12 protein-coding genes are annotated in these 16237 nt (G+C 40.7%); 8 read left to right on the top strand and 4 right to left on the bottom strand.

What is annotated here, in order from left to right:
• The first annotated feature begins 72 nt into the window (after positions 1-72).
• From AAHJ11_RS00165 to AAHJ11_RS00130, 8 genes are all read left to right on the top strand, one after another.
• Positions 73-1173 carry an MBL fold metallo-hydrolase gene (locus AAHJ11_RS00165; RefSeq protein WP_320974841.1) on the top strand — a complete coding sequence of 367 codons (1101 nt, stop codon included), beginning with the start codon at positions 73-75 and terminating at the stop codon, positions 1171-1173.
• Positions 1174-1293: 120 nt separating this feature from the next.
• The gene (locus tag AAHJ11_RS00160) at positions 1294-2028 is read left to right on the top strand and encodes a hypothetical protein (RefSeq protein WP_148366715.1); all 735 of its coding nucleotides are present in this window, start codon (positions 1294-1296) and stop codon (positions 2026-2028) included.
• Positions 2028-2453, top strand: a complete 426-nt coding sequence (locus AAHJ11_RS00155; protein WP_099147469.1) for a hypothetical protein — start codon at positions 2028-2030, stop codon at positions 2451-2453. Before AAHJ11_RS00160 ends, AAHJ11_RS00155 begins: the two co-directional genes overlap by 1 nt.
• Before the next feature lie 259 nt (positions 2454-2712).
• Complete coding sequence (locus tag AAHJ11_RS00150; protein WP_320974840.1) at positions 2713-4221, top strand: 4Fe-4S binding protein; 1509 nt, start codon at positions 2713-2715, stop codon at positions 4219-4221.
• A 19-nt stretch (positions 4222-4240) separates the two neighbouring features.
• The gene (locus AAHJ11_RS00145; RefSeq protein WP_195650121.1) at positions 4241-5644 is read left to right on the top strand and encodes an aldo/keto reductase; all 1404 of its coding nucleotides are present in this window, start codon (positions 4241-4243) and stop codon (positions 5642-5644) included.
• A gap of 8 nt (positions 5645-5652) precedes the next feature.
• Positions 5653-6072, top strand: coding sequence for a DUF1893 domain-containing protein (locus tag AAHJ11_RS00140; RefSeq protein ID WP_148366713.1), 420 nt, complete (start codon positions 5653-5655; stop codon positions 6070-6072).
• 30 nt (positions 6073-6102) lie between these two features.
• On the top strand, positions 6103-7992 hold the full coding sequence (locus AAHJ11_RS00135; protein WP_320974839.1) for a TonB-dependent receptor: 1890 nt from the start codon (positions 6103-6105) through the stop codon (positions 7990-7992).
• Between the two features lie 13 nt (positions 7993-8005).
• Positions 8006-8518, top strand: coding sequence for an ECF transporter S component (locus AAHJ11_RS00130; RefSeq protein WP_195650122.1), 513 nt, complete (start codon positions 8006-8008; stop codon positions 8516-8518).
• A 131-nt stretch (positions 8519-8649) separates the two neighbouring features.
• Here AAHJ11_RS00130 and AAHJ11_RS00125 read toward each other — a convergent pair whose 3' ends face one another.
• From AAHJ11_RS00125 to AAHJ11_RS00110, 4 genes are all read right to left on the bottom strand, one after another.
• The gene (locus AAHJ11_RS00125; RefSeq protein ID WP_148366711.1) at positions 8650-12642 is read right to left on the bottom strand and encodes a two-component regulator propeller domain-containing protein; all 3993 of its coding nucleotides are present in this window, start codon (positions 12640-12642) and stop codon (positions 8650-8652) included.
• Positions 12643-12871: 229 nt separating this feature from the next.
• A complete protein-coding gene (locus tag AAHJ11_RS00120; protein ID WP_148366710.1) occupies positions 12872-14056 on the bottom strand; it encodes an ABC transporter permease in 1185 nt (394 codons plus the stop codon).
• Positions 14040-15224 carry an ABC transporter permease gene (locus tag AAHJ11_RS00115; protein WP_148366709.1) on the bottom strand — a complete coding sequence of 395 codons (1185 nt, stop codon included), beginning with the start codon at positions 15222-15224 and terminating at the stop codon, positions 14040-14042. The genes AAHJ11_RS00120 and AAHJ11_RS00115 overlap by 17 nt, the downstream gene beginning before the upstream one ends.
• A 22-nt stretch (positions 15225-15246) precedes the next feature.
• Entirely contained in the window at positions 15247-16233 is a 987-nt protein-coding gene (locus tag AAHJ11_RS00110; protein ID WP_148366708.1) for an HlyD family secretion protein, read from the bottom strand.
• Between the last annotated feature and the right edge of the window lie 4 nt (positions 16234-16237).

Below are 16237 nucleotides of genomic sequence, written 5' to 3'. Positions count from 1 at the left end.
TAACAATCTGTAATATATATACTAACAAGCTCTCTGAATACCTGTATATTTGCTGCGTGAAATAATTTAGTGATGAATTATATGCGTATCATATTCAAGAAATTCAAAGCACGTATGATTGTAGGATGTATATTAGCTGTAATAGCATTGCTGGCGGTGTCGGTCATTGTTTTTATCAATCAAGCCAGTTTCGGCAGAACTCCCCGTGGGGAACGGCTGGAAAGAGTCATGAAATCTCCTAATTACAGAAACGGAGAATTTAAAAATCAGCATGAAACCCTATTGATGACTTCCGACAGGGGACGTTTTATCGGAATCTGGGAGTTCATTTTCAAAAAGATAGACGGTTTGCGCCCCGAACAGGCTGTCAAAGCAATCAAAACGGATTTACGGAAGATTGACCGTAATGAAGAAATATTGGTATGGTTCGGACATTCATCTTACCTGATTCAAACGGGAGGAAAGCGAATATTGGTTGACCCGGTATTCTGTATGGCTTCTCCCGTATCTTTTATTAACAAGCCATTCAAAGGTACGGAACTTTATACACCGGATGATGTGCCGGACATTGATTATCTGGTGATTAGTCACGATCATTGGGATCATTTGGATTACAACACGGTCAAAAAACTGAAAGATCGGATTGGAGCAGTGATTTGTCCGTTGGGTGTCGGCGAACATTTCGAATATTGGGGATTTGATAAAGAGCTTCTGATAGAACTTGACTGGAATGAAGAGGCAAACCTCGCTCCGGGCTTTATGATACATTGTTTGCCTGCCCGTCATTTCTCCGGTCGCGGAGTTACTGCCAACCAGTCGCTTTGGGCTTCCTTCCTGTTAGAAGCTCCTTCACAAAAGATATACATCGGCGGAGACGGAGGATATGATACACATTATGCAGAAATAGGCAATCGATTTCCGGACATCGACCTTGCGATCCTCGAAAACGGACAATACGACAAAGAATGGAGCTTGATCCATTTGATGCCCCAGTATATGACGCAGACGGCCAGAGACTTAAAAGCAAAAAGAATCCTGACCGTACATCATTCCAAATATGCGTTGGCCAAACATCGTTGGGATGAACCTCTCAAAAATGCAGAAGAGATGAAGAATAAAGATTCTTTGGATGTATGGATGCCTGTAATTGGTGAAATAGTGATCTTGCAATGAAAGGAAGTTAAATCTAAACTCATTACGTATTATTCACACTGTAAACGGTTTGTTTCCAGAGGAAAATGATAACTTTGTGAAGAAATATTTCTCAACATAAATTTACTAAATCCTTTTATTATGAAACAAATCTATTCTTTATTAGTAGTGTTAATAACCTTGTTCCTACAGAGTTGCCAAAACAATCTGACCCTTCCAGTACCAGCCAGCCGGAATTATCAACAGGATATTGCAGTTTTAAATGATTTTGTGGATATTAACAAGACTACTCATGAGTATTATGTCAACCCAAACAAAAAAAGTACTGCACTTTCTTATTTAACGAATACAGATGCGGAAGAATTTAACGCTGTAAATCCTGTTAATCTTAACAGTTTCAAGCAGAGCATTAGTCAGATAAACAGTCTGTCCGGTCAATTGTCATCTTCTCATGGAGTAGATTACATTGTTATGATTACTGAAAGTGAAATTTATATCAGTCAGACAAAAGGTAACTCACCTGTCCACTTGAAGAGAAAACTATCCGATGACCGTATGAGCCGTTCTTTAATAGCAACATGCAACATAACGGATTATAAGGAACAGTTTTATATCAATTCGAGCGATTACATAGAAACAGTAATAGAATTATATCCCCAATCTTATAAAAATGCCGCGTGGGCATTTCTTGTCACTTGTAGAGTGGGATATAATGGTAATAAAGAATTAGCCAGTGTATTATTTTGTGGTGTAGGTTTTCATATCAATCCCAGTTTTGAGTGGTCTGCCAATCAAGGAAATGATGTAGACTGGAATTTTGAAGTGATAAACACAAATGGAGATGCTCATATCGCGAACCTTAATTTCCTACACTAATGAAGAAATCTATTTTTATCGTTTTTGTAACTCTGATTCTTGCATCCAGTTGCGTTGAGAAAACGGGATATTATTCTAATGGAGAAGAAGATACCATATCCTTGATATGTGATAATACATGGGCGAGTGAGAAAATAGTCGATGATGAAGGCAATACACACTATACCGTATATAAATTGGAGAAAAACGGCACGTATATAAGAAAGTTTATAAGTATTGACACTGATGGGAAAGTGAATGAAAACAGTATCACCGGACGATGGAGTTTCTATGATCCGAGTTCCAAAACGATATACTTCGGCGATGACCACTATTGGGATATAGAAGAACTTACTACAAAAAAGTTTGCCGTTTATGACCGATGGGGAGAATATGGTCAGATACATATGTCGAGAGAATATTTGGAACTTACTCCTTTAAAATAGTTCTACAATAAGATAATCATTATAACGCTGCCTGCCAATATCAATTCGCTGTATTGACAGGCAGCGTTATAATCAAATATCACGAATCTGTAATTTTGGTATAACATTCGGTAATATATATACTTGATAACCGAATCTATCTGATTAAATTTGCAGCGATAAAAAGTACAAAAATCAATTCTGATGGAATATCGTATATTAGGACGGAACGTTTCGGATATTGAGATATAACTACTATAATTTGAAAATTAATAAATTTATGCTACGTACTATCAGACTTACAACTGCCATTGTGTGCTTTACGCTTATTACCCTTCTGTTCCTCGACTTCACGGGTACATTGCACACATGGTTCGGATGGTTGGCGAAAATTCAATTTCTGCCGGCTTTATTAGCCTTGAACATAGGTGTCGTATTGTTTTTAGTTGTACTTACATTCCTGTTCGGACGTATCTACTGCTCTGTTATTTGTCCGTTGGGAGTGTTTCAGGACATTGTTTCGTGGGTGTCCGGCAAACAAAAGAAAAACCGGTTCCGTTATTCACCAGCAATGAAATGGTTGCGGTATGGCGTTTTAGGAGTATTCATTATCATGATGGTTGCAGGATTGAACTCTTTGGCTATCTTGCTGGCACCATATAGTGCTTATGGCCGGATAGCTTCCAGTCTTTTTGCACCAGTCTGGCAATGGGGAAACAACCTGTTGGCGTATTTCGCCGAACGAATGGATAGTTATGCTTTTTATGAGGTAGATGTATGGATGAAGAGTCTTTCGACGATGTTGATTGCCATTGCCACCCTTGTTGTTCTTTTCATTCTGGCGTGGCGCAACGGACGAACCTATTGTAATACGATCTGCCCCGTAGGTACTGTATTAGGGTTTATATCCAAATATGCGATATTCAAATCGGTAATTGATACTTCCAAATGCAATAGTTGCGGTTTGTGTGCCCGCAATTGCAAAGCATCGTGTATTAATCCGAAAGCCCATGAAATAGATTATAGCCGTTGTGTGACTTGTATGGATTGTATCGGAAAGTGTAAGCATGGAGCCATTACATACACAAGACGGAAACCTAAGAACGAAACAGCTACGAGCGAAGATTCGAAAGCAAAGTCTGTCACTACTGAACAGGTAGACAACGCCCGTCGTAGCTTCCTTTCAGCATCGGCCATTTTTGCAACAACTTCTGTCCTGAAAGCACAAGAGAAGAAAGTAGACGGAGGATTGGCTACTATCGAAGATAAAAAGATTCCCCAAAGAGAAAATCCTATCTATCCTCCCGGTGCATTAAGCACACGCAATTTCACTCAACATTGCACAGCCTGCCAATTATGTGTCTCTGTTTGTCCCAATCAGGTATTGCGTCCGTCAGGCAACCTATTGACATTGATGCAACCGGAAATGTCATACGAACGTGGGTATTGCCGTCCCGAATGTACTAAATGTTCGGAAGTTTGTCCCGCCGGCGCTATTCATCTCACCAGTCTTGCCGAGAAATCAGCTATTCAGATCGGACATGCCGTATGGATTAAAGAGAACTGTGTACCTTTGACAGATGGAATGGAATGTGGCAACTGTGCCCGCCATTGTCCGACAGGTGCCATACAGATGGTAGCTTCCGATCCTGAAAAAACAGATTCCCCAAAGATTCCGGTAGTAAATGTAGAAAAATGTATCGGTTGTGGGGCGTGTGAGAACCTTTGTCCGTCCCGTCCTTTCAGCGCTATTTATGTGACCGGACATCAGATGCATAGAATTATTTGATCTAAATCAGTATAAGAGTATGGAAGATAAAAATAAGAAAGATATAAATAGAAGAGATTTCATTAAGATTGTAGGTATTAGTGCAGCCACGTCGACAGGGCTATTATACGGATGCTCTTCAAAAGGTACTTCCTCTTCAAGCAGCGCAACAGGAGAAGGAGAGGTGCCTACCGATAAAATGACTTACCGCACGTCTCCGACTACCGGTGACCGTGTTTCACTCTTGGGATATGGTTGTATGCGTTGGCCTCTCAAACCTGCTCCCAACGGTAATGGTGAAGTCATCGACCAGGATGCCGTGAATGGACTGATTGATTATGCAATCGCTCACGGAGTAAACTATTTCGATACATCTCCGGCATACGTACAGGGCTTTTCCGAAAAGGCAACGGGTATTGCATTGAGCCGTCATCCCCGTGACAAATATTATATCGCCACCAAGTTATCCAATTTCTCTCCCGATACATGGTCTCGTGAAGCATCGCTCAAGATGTACCACAAATCATTTGCGGACCTGCAGGTAGATTACATTGATTATATGCTGCTTCATGGCATCGGAATGGGAGGAATGGAAGCCCTTAAAGGACGCTACCTGGATAACGGAATGCTTGACTTTCTGGTGAAGGAGCGGGAGGCAGGCCGTATCCGCAATCTGGGATTCTCCTATCATGGGGATATCGAAGTATATGACTACCTGCTTTCACGGCACGATGAATTCAAATGGGATTTTGTGCAGATACAGTTGAACTATGTAGACTGGAAACATGCAAAAGAAACCAATACCCGGAATACGGATGCTGAATATCTGTATGGAGAATTGCATAAACGAGGAATTCCATCTATCATCATGGAACCGCTTTTAGGAGGTCGTTTGTCTAAATTGAACGACAATCTGGTGGCACGGCTCAAACAACGCCGTCCGGAAAACAGTGTCGCTTCCTGGGCTTTCCGTTTTGCCGGTTCATTCCCGGACATTCTGACTGTATTAAGTGGCATGACTTATATGGAGCATCTGCAAGATAATCTCCGCACTTATTCTCCTTTGGAACCGTTGACAGATGAAGAAAAAGAGTTTCTTGAGGAAACGGCACAATTAATGCTGAAATATCCTACCATCCCTTGCAACGACTGCAAATATTGTATGCCATGTCCGTATGGATTGGATATACCTGCTGTGTTGTTACATTACAACCGTTGTGTCAATGAAGGGAATGTCCCCAGGAACGGGCAGGATGAGAATTATGCAAAAGCCCGGCGTGCTTTTCTAGTCGGATATGACCGTAGCGTGCCCAAACTTCGTCAGGCAAGCCATTGCATCGGTTGTAACCAGTGTGTGGCACACTGTCCGCAGAACATTGATATTCCGAAAGAGCTGCATCGGATAGATCAGTTCGTAGAACAATTGAAACAGGGTACTTTATAAAAGAAAAGATGGAAGAATTAATCAATTTACTACATACAGGAGGATATTCCTGTACTATTGCCAACAAAGGAGAAATCCGCACTTTCACTCAACGTGGCGTGGCCGATATCTATGATTTACTGACCCTGGAACCGGAGTTTCTTAAAGGAGCTTCGATTGCTGATAAGGTAGTCGGAAAGGGAGCTGCCGCCCTGATGATTCTGGGAGGTATCAAAGAGTTATATACCGATATTATCAGTACCAAAGCTTTGGAGTTACTTCAGAAATCAGATATAAAAGTTGATTTTACAGAGAAAGTACCTTTTATCTGGAACCGTAACCATACAGGAGGATGTCCTGTAGAAACAATGTGTAGCGAAGCGGAATCAGCAGAAGAAATATTACCACTGATCCGCGATTTCCTGGAAAAGATCAGAAATAAAAAGTAAAAAGAAGAAACTTGAAACACGCAATAAAGTATGAGAAGAAATACAGCTTGTTTATTCCTGTTCGGTAGCTTGCTTTCCATCTCGGGAATGGCACAGACTAAAAAGGATAGCATACAAGCCGGAAGAAATTATATGATTGATGAAGTTGTAGTTACCGGAACACGTAATGAAACAGATGTACGACATCTTCCAATGACGATTTCCGTAGTCGGCAGGCAACAGATTGAGAAAAGATATGAGTCTTCGCTGTTGCCGTTATTGACGGAGCAGGTACCGGGATTATTTACTACCAGTCGTGGTATCATGGGATATGGCGTATCTACCGGAGCTGCAGGTGGCATGAGCTTGCGTGGTATCGGTGGTAGTCCGACAGCGGGATTATTGGTGTTGATTGATGGTCATCCACAGTATATGGGCTTGATGGGACATCCGATAGCAGACGCTTATCAATCTATGATGGCAGAGAAAGTGGAAGTTTTGCGAGGTCCCGCATCTGTACTTTATGGTTCGAATGCCATGGGTGGTGTGATTAATATTGTTACCCGTCGGCAACAGGAAGAAGGTGTGAAAACAAATGTGCAAGTTGGGTACGGTTCATATAACACGTTGCAGACTGAATTTTCCAACCGTGTCAAGAAGGGACGTTTCAGCAGCGTCGTAACCGGATCATATAATCGTACAGATGGACATCGTCCCGATATGGGATTTGAGCAATATGGTGGATATGCAAAGCTAGGCTATGAGCTCAACTCTTTTTGGAAAGTATGGGGAGATGTAAACGTGACTCATTTTAATGCTTCCAATCCGGGAACTATCCAAGTACCATTGATCGACAACGATTCCCGTATCACCCGTGGAATGACATCATTTGCTTTGGAAAATCGTTATGAAAAGACTTCAGGAGGTTTGAGCTTTTTCTATAACTGGGGACGGCATAAAATCAACGATGGCTATCAGATAGGAAAAGAACCGCAAAAATCACATTTCAATTCTAAAGACAAAATGCTGGGTGTTTCATGGTATCAGAGTACTACTTTCTTTACCGGTAATCGTTTAACCGTAGGATTTGATTATCAGCACTTCGGAGGTGAATCATGGAACAAAGTACTGGCTACGGGTGAACATACTCCGGGAGTAAACAAGCAAATGGATGAGTTTGCCGGATACATTGATTTCCGTCAGGATATCAGCAATTGGTTCTCACTGGACGCAGGTATTCGTGTAGACCACCATTCACACGTAGGTACAGAATGGATTCCACAAGGCGGACTGGCTTTTCATTTACCCAAGAATGCAGAACTTAAAGCAATGGTCAGCAAAGGATACCGTAATCCGACCATTCGTGAGATGTATATGTTTCCTCCTGCCAACCCGGAATTGAAACCGGAAAAACTAATCAACTATGAACTTTCCTACTCACAACGTCTGCTGGAAGGGGCATTGTCCTACGGAGTCAGCCTTTACTATATTAATGGCGACAATCTGATTATGTCAAACGGACTCGTGCCTCCATTGAATATCAATTCCGGAGAGATAGAGAACTGGGGAATTGAAACGAATATGGGCTACCATATCAATTCACACTGGAATGTGAACGCCAATTATAGCTGGTTGCACATGGAGAATCCCGTTCTTGCTGCCCCCGAACATAAATTGTATGCAGGGGTGGATTATACTTCCGGGCGTTGGAGTGTATCGACAGGAGTACAATATGTGAAAGGACTTTATACTTCTGTTGTAAAGGGTAACGAGCAACAAGACCATTTTGTTTTATGGAATTTTCGTGGAAATTATCGTATCTGCCGTTTCGCTAACCTATTCATAAAGGGAGAAAACCTGCTGGCACAGCGTTATGAAATAAATGCAGGTTATCCCATGCCCAAAGCTACGTTTATGGGTGGTATTAATTTGAACTTTTAAATAATAAAATGATATGGAATCAACTACTGTAAAACTCTATTCGCTGAATTACGGCAATGTGAGAACTTATCTGACAGCCTCGTTATTCATCGTTGGAAACATCCTTTTTCCCCAATTTTTTCATCTCATACCGCAAGGAGGAATAACCTGGCTGCCTATCTATTTCTTCACACTGATCGGAGCTTATAAGTACGGGTGGAAAGTCGGTCTACTGACTGCTGTTCTTTCCCCCATTATCAATTCCTTACTTTTTGGCATGCCGATACCGGCGGTACTACCTGCTATTTTATTAAAGTCCGTGTTACTTGCCATTGCTGCCGGCTGGGCCGCACAACGCTTCGGACGTATTTCTATTCCGGTATTGGTTGGCGTGGTACTTACTTATCAAGTTGTAGGAACATTGGGAGAGTGGATGTATATAGGTAATTTCTACAATGCCATTCAGGATTTCCGTATTGCAATACCCGGAATGTGCCTGCAAGTATTCGGAGGTTATTTATTCATTAGATATTTGATTCGCAAATAACTTCCTTATCAATAACCGCTTTTCCCAGAAAAGAGTTATAAGCTTTGAAAAAGAAAGTTCTCCTCTGTTATGTGTGTCTATAACAGAGGAGAACTTTTTTAAATACAACGTATCTATTTGCTTTTTATTTATCAATCTTCTTCATCGTCATCTTCCGGATCAGCAGTAGTGGAATTACCCCCTTCTTTAGCATATTTGCTCGGACTCATCTTATAGTGTTTTTTGAATACTTCCCGGAAATACTTAGTTTCAGAGAATCCAACCATGTCTGAAATCTCATTAATAGCATATACACCCTCTTTCAGTAATTCGGTAGCACGTTTCAAACGCATCATCCGGATAAATTCTGTCGGAGACTGTCCCGTCAAAGCTTTCAACTTACAATAAAAACTGGTACGGCTCATCCCACTTGATTCACAGAGCACATCAACAGTAAATTCAGGGTTATTTATATTCTCGTCCACGATTTTCTTTACATTTGATATAAACTTCCAATCAAGACTGTTAGTACCGTTTGCTGAAGGAACCATTGATTTCATTTCTATATCCAGATTGGCATATCTCATACGCAACAGTTCCCGGTTTGCCAGTAAGTTGGCAATATTCGCCCGCAAAATTTTCACACTGAAAGGTTTGATGAGGTATTCGTCCGCACCAATGGACAGACCGTCAAGAACATTGTTTTCATCTCCTAAAGCTGTGAGCAACAATACAGGAATATGTGAAGTCTCAATATCGCTTTTAATAGCGACACACAATTCATCTCCTCTCATCTCCGGCATCATAATATCAGAAAGTACCAGTTCCGGCCAAAATTCTTTTATAATAATCAATGCTTCCTTTCCATTGGCGCAAGCTTGCACATTATAGATGGAAGATAATGAACTGACCAGATAAGAGCGTAACTCATCATTGTCTTCTACAACCAGAATTCGTCGTGAATTAGGATTATCCACAACGACAGTTGTCTTTGCAGGTACATTCGGAGTGGGGAGTACAGGAGCCAACGCTTCAAACTTAGCGTGTGTTTCCTCCCCGGTATTTTGAAAGTTTTTATTGCTTTTCGGAAAGACAATTTTGATTGTCGTTCCTTGATGTTCAACACTCTCCACACTAATCTTACCACCATGAAGGCTGACCAGTTTTCCTACCAGCATTAATCCTATGCCACTACCTGTCACTTTGGAGTTAATGGCATTGCTGGCGCGAAAATGTAGCTTGAACAACTTACTTTGTTCACTGGTAGGAATACCTATACCTGTATCCTTGATGATCACTTTCCATGAATCATTCGTATCAGATACGGAAATACTGACCTTTCCACTTTCCGGAGTATATTTTAGCGAGTTCGATATTATATTCTTCAAAATAGAATCCATCTTCTCCTTATCAAACGATACATTCATATAGCTGAAAGTACTCTCGTATGTATACTCAATGCGCTTAATGGCTGCATAAGAAGAGAATGTATCATATATTTCATTCATATAAGTATTCAGCTCATACTCGGAAACACTCATTTTAGAGGAATATACATCCGTTCGTTCAAAATTAATCAGATTGCTGACCAGTCGTAGAAGAACTTCCACATTCCTCAATGCAATGTTCGTACGGGTTATCCCGTTGTCGGTAAGATTCTCTTCTTCCAGCAATTCCTCCAAAGGTGCTTTTATCAAAGTTAATGGAGTACGTATATCATGAGCTGTATTAATGAAGAATTGCGTTTTTTCATCCGATACCTTCTTTTGTTTTCTTAGATTTATCACACGTAGAATGAAATAAAACCCTCCGATTACAAACAAGATATAACATAAAATAGCCCACCAACTCGACCAGAAAGGTCGTGTGATGATAATTTTCATACTACGTTCCTGAAAAACAATATCATGTTCTTCTTTGGATACAGCACGCACATGAAGGGTGTATTTGCCCGGAGGTAAATTGGTGAAACGAATCAAATTATTAGCTCCCGGTAGTGTCCATTTCTCATAAAATCCTTCCAGCTTCCAAGAATATAATGCATTCTCGGGAGAATCATAATTGATTGTAGAAACCTCGAACGAAAAAGTATTCTCATCATATCCGAGTTCCAGTACATCTGTTTCATCAATATTTTTCTGTAAGGGAGCACCTTTGTCACCTGGGTAAATAGGTTGATAAGAAAGATAAAAGTCACTGAATATCAATCTCGTGAATTCATATTTGGGAAACGTCACATTCTCCGGAAGTTCAATAACTCCATCTGTACTTCCAAATACAAAGCCTTTATTCTGACGCACTGTTCCTGCAGATGCATTAAAATAGGCAGGTAATAATCCTTCTCCTCTGGTCCAATTATTAAATATCTTCTCTTTAGTATGAAAACTGGTGATTCCATTCTCTGTACTCATCATTATACGCCCGTTCATTTCCGGCAGTATTGTAAATATCCTGTTTGAAACCAATGCGGAATTATCAGAAAAATAGTGCTCGAATGTTTTATTTTGATGATTGTACACAAATACTCCTACACCATTTGTTCCGATATATAGCAATCCATCATCCGCCTGATAAAGCGTATTGATATAAGCAGCTCCTATTTCCATTTCAATAAACTGATATTCACCGGTATTTCGATTTAATAAATACAATCCTCCAACGGTTCCGATCCACATATTGTCTTTGTCTTTTTCAACAATAGATGTGATAGAATTCAACCCCGGATATAAACGGACACTGTTGGTTGCCAGATTAAAACATTTTAGATTATAGTACCCTCCCGACCAGATATATCCTCTCGAATCCTTAACTATATCACGAATATACTTATCCGGGCGCATATTGACGTGGGAAAGCAGGTAAGGAGAGAAGTATTCAACCGACAATGTATTCTTGTTTATTTTATAAATGCCGGAAGTGAATCCCCCTGCCCATATGATACCGGGAGATACTTCACATAAAGTAATAAAGATATGGTTTTTATCTTTGATCTGTTGGTCAAAAGAACTTAGGAACGAATGCCATTTACCTGTTTTTGAATGATAAAGACTAATGCCATTGCTGGTTCCGAACCATAAATCGCCATCCTCATCTTCAATGACTGCATGTACCTGATCATTGACTAGCGACTGATCATTCCCTATGGAATGCTTCATCCAATGATAATTTTCATAGCGATTATCCATTATTGTGATTCCGGTGGGATAATTGGCGAGCCATATTCGCTTTTCTTCATCTACAAAGACATCATTAATGTTATTTCCGTTCATTTCATTATAACTCTGATAGTTGGCTACAATGTAATGTTCCAGTTTACAAGTGTTCACATCAACTTTATATACTCCCATCCCTTCGGTTGCAATCAACAGTTCCATTTCATTCAAAGGACTGATACAAGCAATATTTACGTCACTGAGGTCAGCGTCCGGCCGTATAATTTCCTGCGTATTCGTATCATATACAAAAACTCCTCTTTCAAATGAACCGATAAACAGTCTTTTTAATTGCTGGTGAAAATACAGTTCACTCACCTGAGCATGGAAATAGTCTAATGTTTCAACAGGTATAATCTCTAAAATATCATTCTCCAATTTAACATACCGTACACCTGTTTCCGTTGCTATAAAGAAATGATGTTCATCTACTTGTTCTATTGCCGTAATACTAGTATGGAATATATTGGAAAATTGGAATATGCGAGCATCTTTGATATTATAAAGCAATATAGTATCCTTGCGACATAACCAAATATTATTATTCCGGTCCAAATAACCACAGCTAATTGTTTCAGAAGTATCCGGTAATCTATATACCATTCGGAAATCATCTTTATTAGCGTCATATTGAAAGATTCTCCCTTGCTTGCCAATCACCCAGATACCTATATGCGGTTCTGTATACAACCATCCCAGACGTATGGGAGCATCTAAAGTATTACCTTCCTTATTTAATTTATAGTGTTTTATATCTTTACCGTTGTATCGGTCCATCCCTTCATTTGTAAGGAACCACATATAACCCTGAGCATCTTTCTGAATATTGAATATCCGGCGATTGCTCAAGCCATCTTCTATTCCTATATATTTGTATGTCTGTGCTGTAACCCAAACAGGAAAAAAGAGAAGAATATATACAATGTATTTCATATAAACAATTGTTTTTTAAACTACTTCTAACGATCATATAAACATAACAGTTAACGAAACTAGACAAAAGCAATGACAAATACAAAGAAATAAGAGAGATTCTACTAGAAAACATCTATTTAGAAACATTTTTATTTCCAAAGTTGATTATTCACCTTGCGAAGTTGATTTATCTGAAAGTGTTCTTTTGCTATATGTTATAATTAGCGCATGTTTTGTTTTTGTTAATTTAACCAATCAAATGTGATTCCAGTTTCTTCTTATAGACCCATATACTTATTGTAAAATAAATAAGTGCCTGTATCCAGAGAGTTATATATTCCAGTTTGATATCAGCCATACTGGCTCCCATAGAATTCAGTTTCACAAAAGCAAGCGTACCTGGTGCAGCTGGAAAAATGAAATGGGCCACCTTCCAATACCAGGGCATTAGTTCCATTGGATAGGAAACCCCGGAAAGAAAGATTAATCCTACGGAGAAGAAGGCGATCATAAGTAGGGGAGCTTCAGAATCCGTAAAATACCTGGAAGCAGCCAATCCCAGGAAAGAAGTTGCCATCAAATATGGAATCAATAATAACACAATGTATAATCCGTTTCCAATATTAGGTATGCTGAAAAAATGAGGGAGCAAGCCTAATAGAAAAAAGGCAAAGATGGCATAAAGAGCACAGTACACAGACGTTTTTCCTGCTACTATACGAATGGCAACTCCCCAGCCATACCCAAAAGGAGTATATGCGCGGATTCCTTTACTACTGTATTCTTCTCCGGTCACCATACCAATAACCATCAGCAAGGTCTGGAAAATTATAATCATCATGACTGCCGGAATAAGATAGGAACCATATCCTTCGGTATAATTATAGAGTGCAGTGCCTTCCACATTGATCGGTTTCGCCATAGCTACGGCAAGCAATCCTTGTGGCGGAAGAAACACCGCTTCATCTGGCCGGTATTTATCATTAATAGCCAGCATGACACGTGAAGAAGCACCCTGCAAAGCTTCGAAATACAGGAAGGCATCAGTAGTTGCATAAAGGGAAAATACGGCTTCATCTCCCCGGAACACCCGCTCTTCAAAGTCATGAGGCAGATAGAGTATTCCCTGTACTTTGCCTTCTTTCATCCATTCTTTTGCTTCGTGATAATCCATAGCCTGACTGGAGATCTCTGCCTGGGGAGTAGCATCCAGCCAACGGATAAAATTACGGCTCAATTCACTGTGCGAATTGTCGACTACGGCAACAGGTACATCGGTTACAATATTCGGTGCATACATATAATTGTAGAGCAACCCGTAAACGAAGATTCCTCCCATCAACACCAGCAAAACCGCATAACTGGTACTGATAGCTAGAAATTCACGACGAATGATGAATGACAACTGTTGTAACTTACTTAATGTTTTCATACTTATGACTTTCTATAGCTCGTTTTAAATGAGGAAGCAGCGACAGGGCCAGCAACGGGAAGATACAGAGTATCACAGCCGACGGCCAAAGATGGATAAACCCACCGCCTCCATAGAGCATGGTTTGCATCATTTCCGTAAAATGACGGACAGGGAACAAATGGGAAGCATCCCTCACCAACGGATACATATTGGGAACCGGAAAGGTCACTCCGGACAAAGTAGCCCCCAGAGAACCTACCATAGAAACTACGCTTATAACCAACGATATTGCCGGAAACAGCGAGAATAAAAACAGTCCTAAAGCCTGTGTTGCAATGATGAAAAGCACAGTCATGATATTCATTAGCCACCAACTCCCCTGAAAAGGAATATGCAAAATGCCGAACATGACGTAATTAGCCAGCCATCCTATCAGTATATATATAATGGTATAAGGTAATAATTTACCTAAAACAGCTGTCACTATGTTGCCTTTGGCAGTCGCCAGCCAATCGTCTGCTGTGCGGAACTTGATTTCAATGCCAACCGCATACACGGTAATCAACAGAATCAAAACCTGAAACAGAACAAAGAAAAAGGGCTGACTTAAATATACCGAATAATCCAGACTAGGATTATATATCGGATGATTATTAGCCTGTACGGGTAATAAAAAGGTGGTAATCTGATCCTGCTCTACTCCGAGTGCCATCGCTTGCATCACCACAGGAGAAAGAGCCACCGGAGCTAAGGAAGTTTCGAATGCCGCCATCAACTCACCACCTACCGACATTAATGCATAATGATAATAGTAGGAGAGTGTTGCATTCTTTCCGGTAATCGCATTCTGTTCAAATTGGGGAGGTATGGAAAGATATCCATAAATCTCTTTTTTTTGCACAGATTCACGGGCAGCTGCTTCATTTACAAAATGCTTTGTCACTTTAAAAGTTGGTACGGCAGAAATGTTCCTGACTATCGTCCGGGAAGTAGCAGTATTGTCCTGATCAACAATACCGATAGGAATGTTTTCCATCTGTCCGTTGCCAAAGATCGTAGCCATAAAGAAAAGGGTGAACAATGGCAAGACAATGCAAACACCAAAATAAAGGCGCCGCGAAGTCATTCGCCGCCACTCTCTGAGCAGTACGGAACGAAAAGGGGAATATGTTTGTGATTCATCCATTCTCTGGTTTATTTGATGTCTATTAATCTAAAGTCAATAACACGGACATACCGGGACGCAAGTCATCCACCTTTTGGGTTGGACGGGCATGAATCTCAAAGGTACGTAAGTCATAGCTTCCGGTTTGCTTGGTTGATTTCCAGGTAGCAAAACTGCCTAACGGACTAATATAATAGATTTTAAATTCAATATTTTCTTTACCGATAGCAGGCACGTCCGCAACGAATGTTCCGTCCATTTTAAATTGCGGCATCAGATCTTCCCGCACGTTAAGAACAACATGTATATCATCCATCACCACCAAATTCATAATGGGAGTTCCCGGTGCAACCAACTCTCCACGTTTAGGGAAGATCGTTGCTATCTGTCCGTTTTCCGGAGCGGTCAACCGGGCGTCTACCAGCAGAGCCGAGACTTCATCCACTGTGCTTCGGGCAGCATCGACCATGCTGGCAGCAGACGCTTTATCTTCCTTTTGTGCACCATCTACAGCCATCTGATACTGTTCATAGGCAGCGCGTTCGGCTGCTACAGCCGCTTTATACATAGCTTCTACTTCATCTTTTCTTTGAGAAGTAACGACACTGTCCTTATATAAAGTAAGAATACGGTTGTAGGTTGTCTGGGCGAGAGTAAGATCGCTCTTCGTTTTGTTCCATAATTGAAGTGCAGTAGCTACAATCTGACGACGGGTTCCGGCATCTATTTTCTTGTTCTGTTGCACTGCTACCTGTTCCAAGGCATTCACTTGTTGATACTTGGCATGTACTTCAGGGCTATTAATGACAACAAGAGTATCTCCCTGATGTACCCAGTCTCCCTCCTGAACGAAGAAAGTGTCGATACGGCCGGGAAGTTTCCCACTGATACGGATTTCTGTTGCTTCAGCTTGTCCTTGCAAGACCAGCGGCTGTTTATGCATGATTATAACTCCCAGGCCGGTGAAAATACCGACAGCCAGAAGAATGATGACAAAAGCCCATGATAGGGTTCTACTAGTTGGTTTCATTGTT

The organism is Bacteroides sp. 90-K9/2 (assembly GCF_047310725.1).
Classification (GTDB): domain Bacteria; phylum Bacteroidota; class Bacteroidia; order Bacteroidales; family Bacteroidaceae; genus Bacteroides; species Bacteroides vicugnae.
The sequence above is the reverse complement of the archived record's forward strand: the minus strand, read 5'-3'. Positions and strand labels throughout refer to the sequence as shown.

Coding starts and splice junctions, on each gene's coding strand:
- AAHJ11_RS00160 (WP_148366715.1), top strand. CDS start 1,294: ATGAAACAAATCTATTCTTTATTAGTAGTGTTAATAACCTTGTTCCTA.
- AAHJ11_RS00130 (WP_195650122.1), top strand. CDS start 8,006: ATGGAATCAACTACTGTAAAACTCTATTCGCTGAATTACGGCAATGTG.
- AAHJ11_RS00125 (WP_148366711.1), bottom strand. CDS start 12,642: ATGAAATACATTGTATATATTCTTCTCTTTTTTCCTGTTTGGGTTACA.
- AAHJ11_RS00135 (WP_320974839.1), top strand. CDS start 6,103: ATGAGAAGAAATACAGCTTGTTTATTCCTGTTCGGTAGCTTGCTTTCC.
- AAHJ11_RS00145 (WP_195650121.1), top strand. CDS start 4,241: ATGGAAGATAAAAATAAGAAAGATATAAATAGAAGAGATTTCATTAAG.
- AAHJ11_RS00120 (WP_148366710.1), bottom strand. CDS start 14,056: ATGAAAACATTAAGTAAGTTACAACAGTTGTCATTCATCATTCGTCGT.
- AAHJ11_RS00155 (WP_099147469.1), top strand. CDS start 2,028: ATGAAGAAATCTATTTTTATCGTTTTTGTAACTCTGATTCTTGCATCC.
- AAHJ11_RS00150 (WP_320974840.1), top strand. CDS start 2,713: ATGCTACGTACTATCAGACTTACAACTGCCATTGTGTGCTTTACGCTT.
- AAHJ11_RS00115 (WP_148366709.1), bottom strand. CDS start 15,224: ATGGATGAATCACAAACATATTCCCCTTTTCGTTCCGTACTGCTCAGA.
- AAHJ11_RS00140 (WP_148366713.1), top strand. CDS start 5,653: ATGGAAGAATTAATCAATTTACTACATACAGGAGGATATTCCTGTACT.
- AAHJ11_RS00165 (WP_320974841.1), top strand. CDS start 73: ATGAATTATATGCGTATCATATTCAAGAAATTCAAAGCACGTATGATT.
- AAHJ11_RS00110 (WP_148366708.1), bottom strand. CDS start 16,233: ATGAAACCAACTAGTAGAACCCTATCATGGGCTTTTGTCATCATTCTT.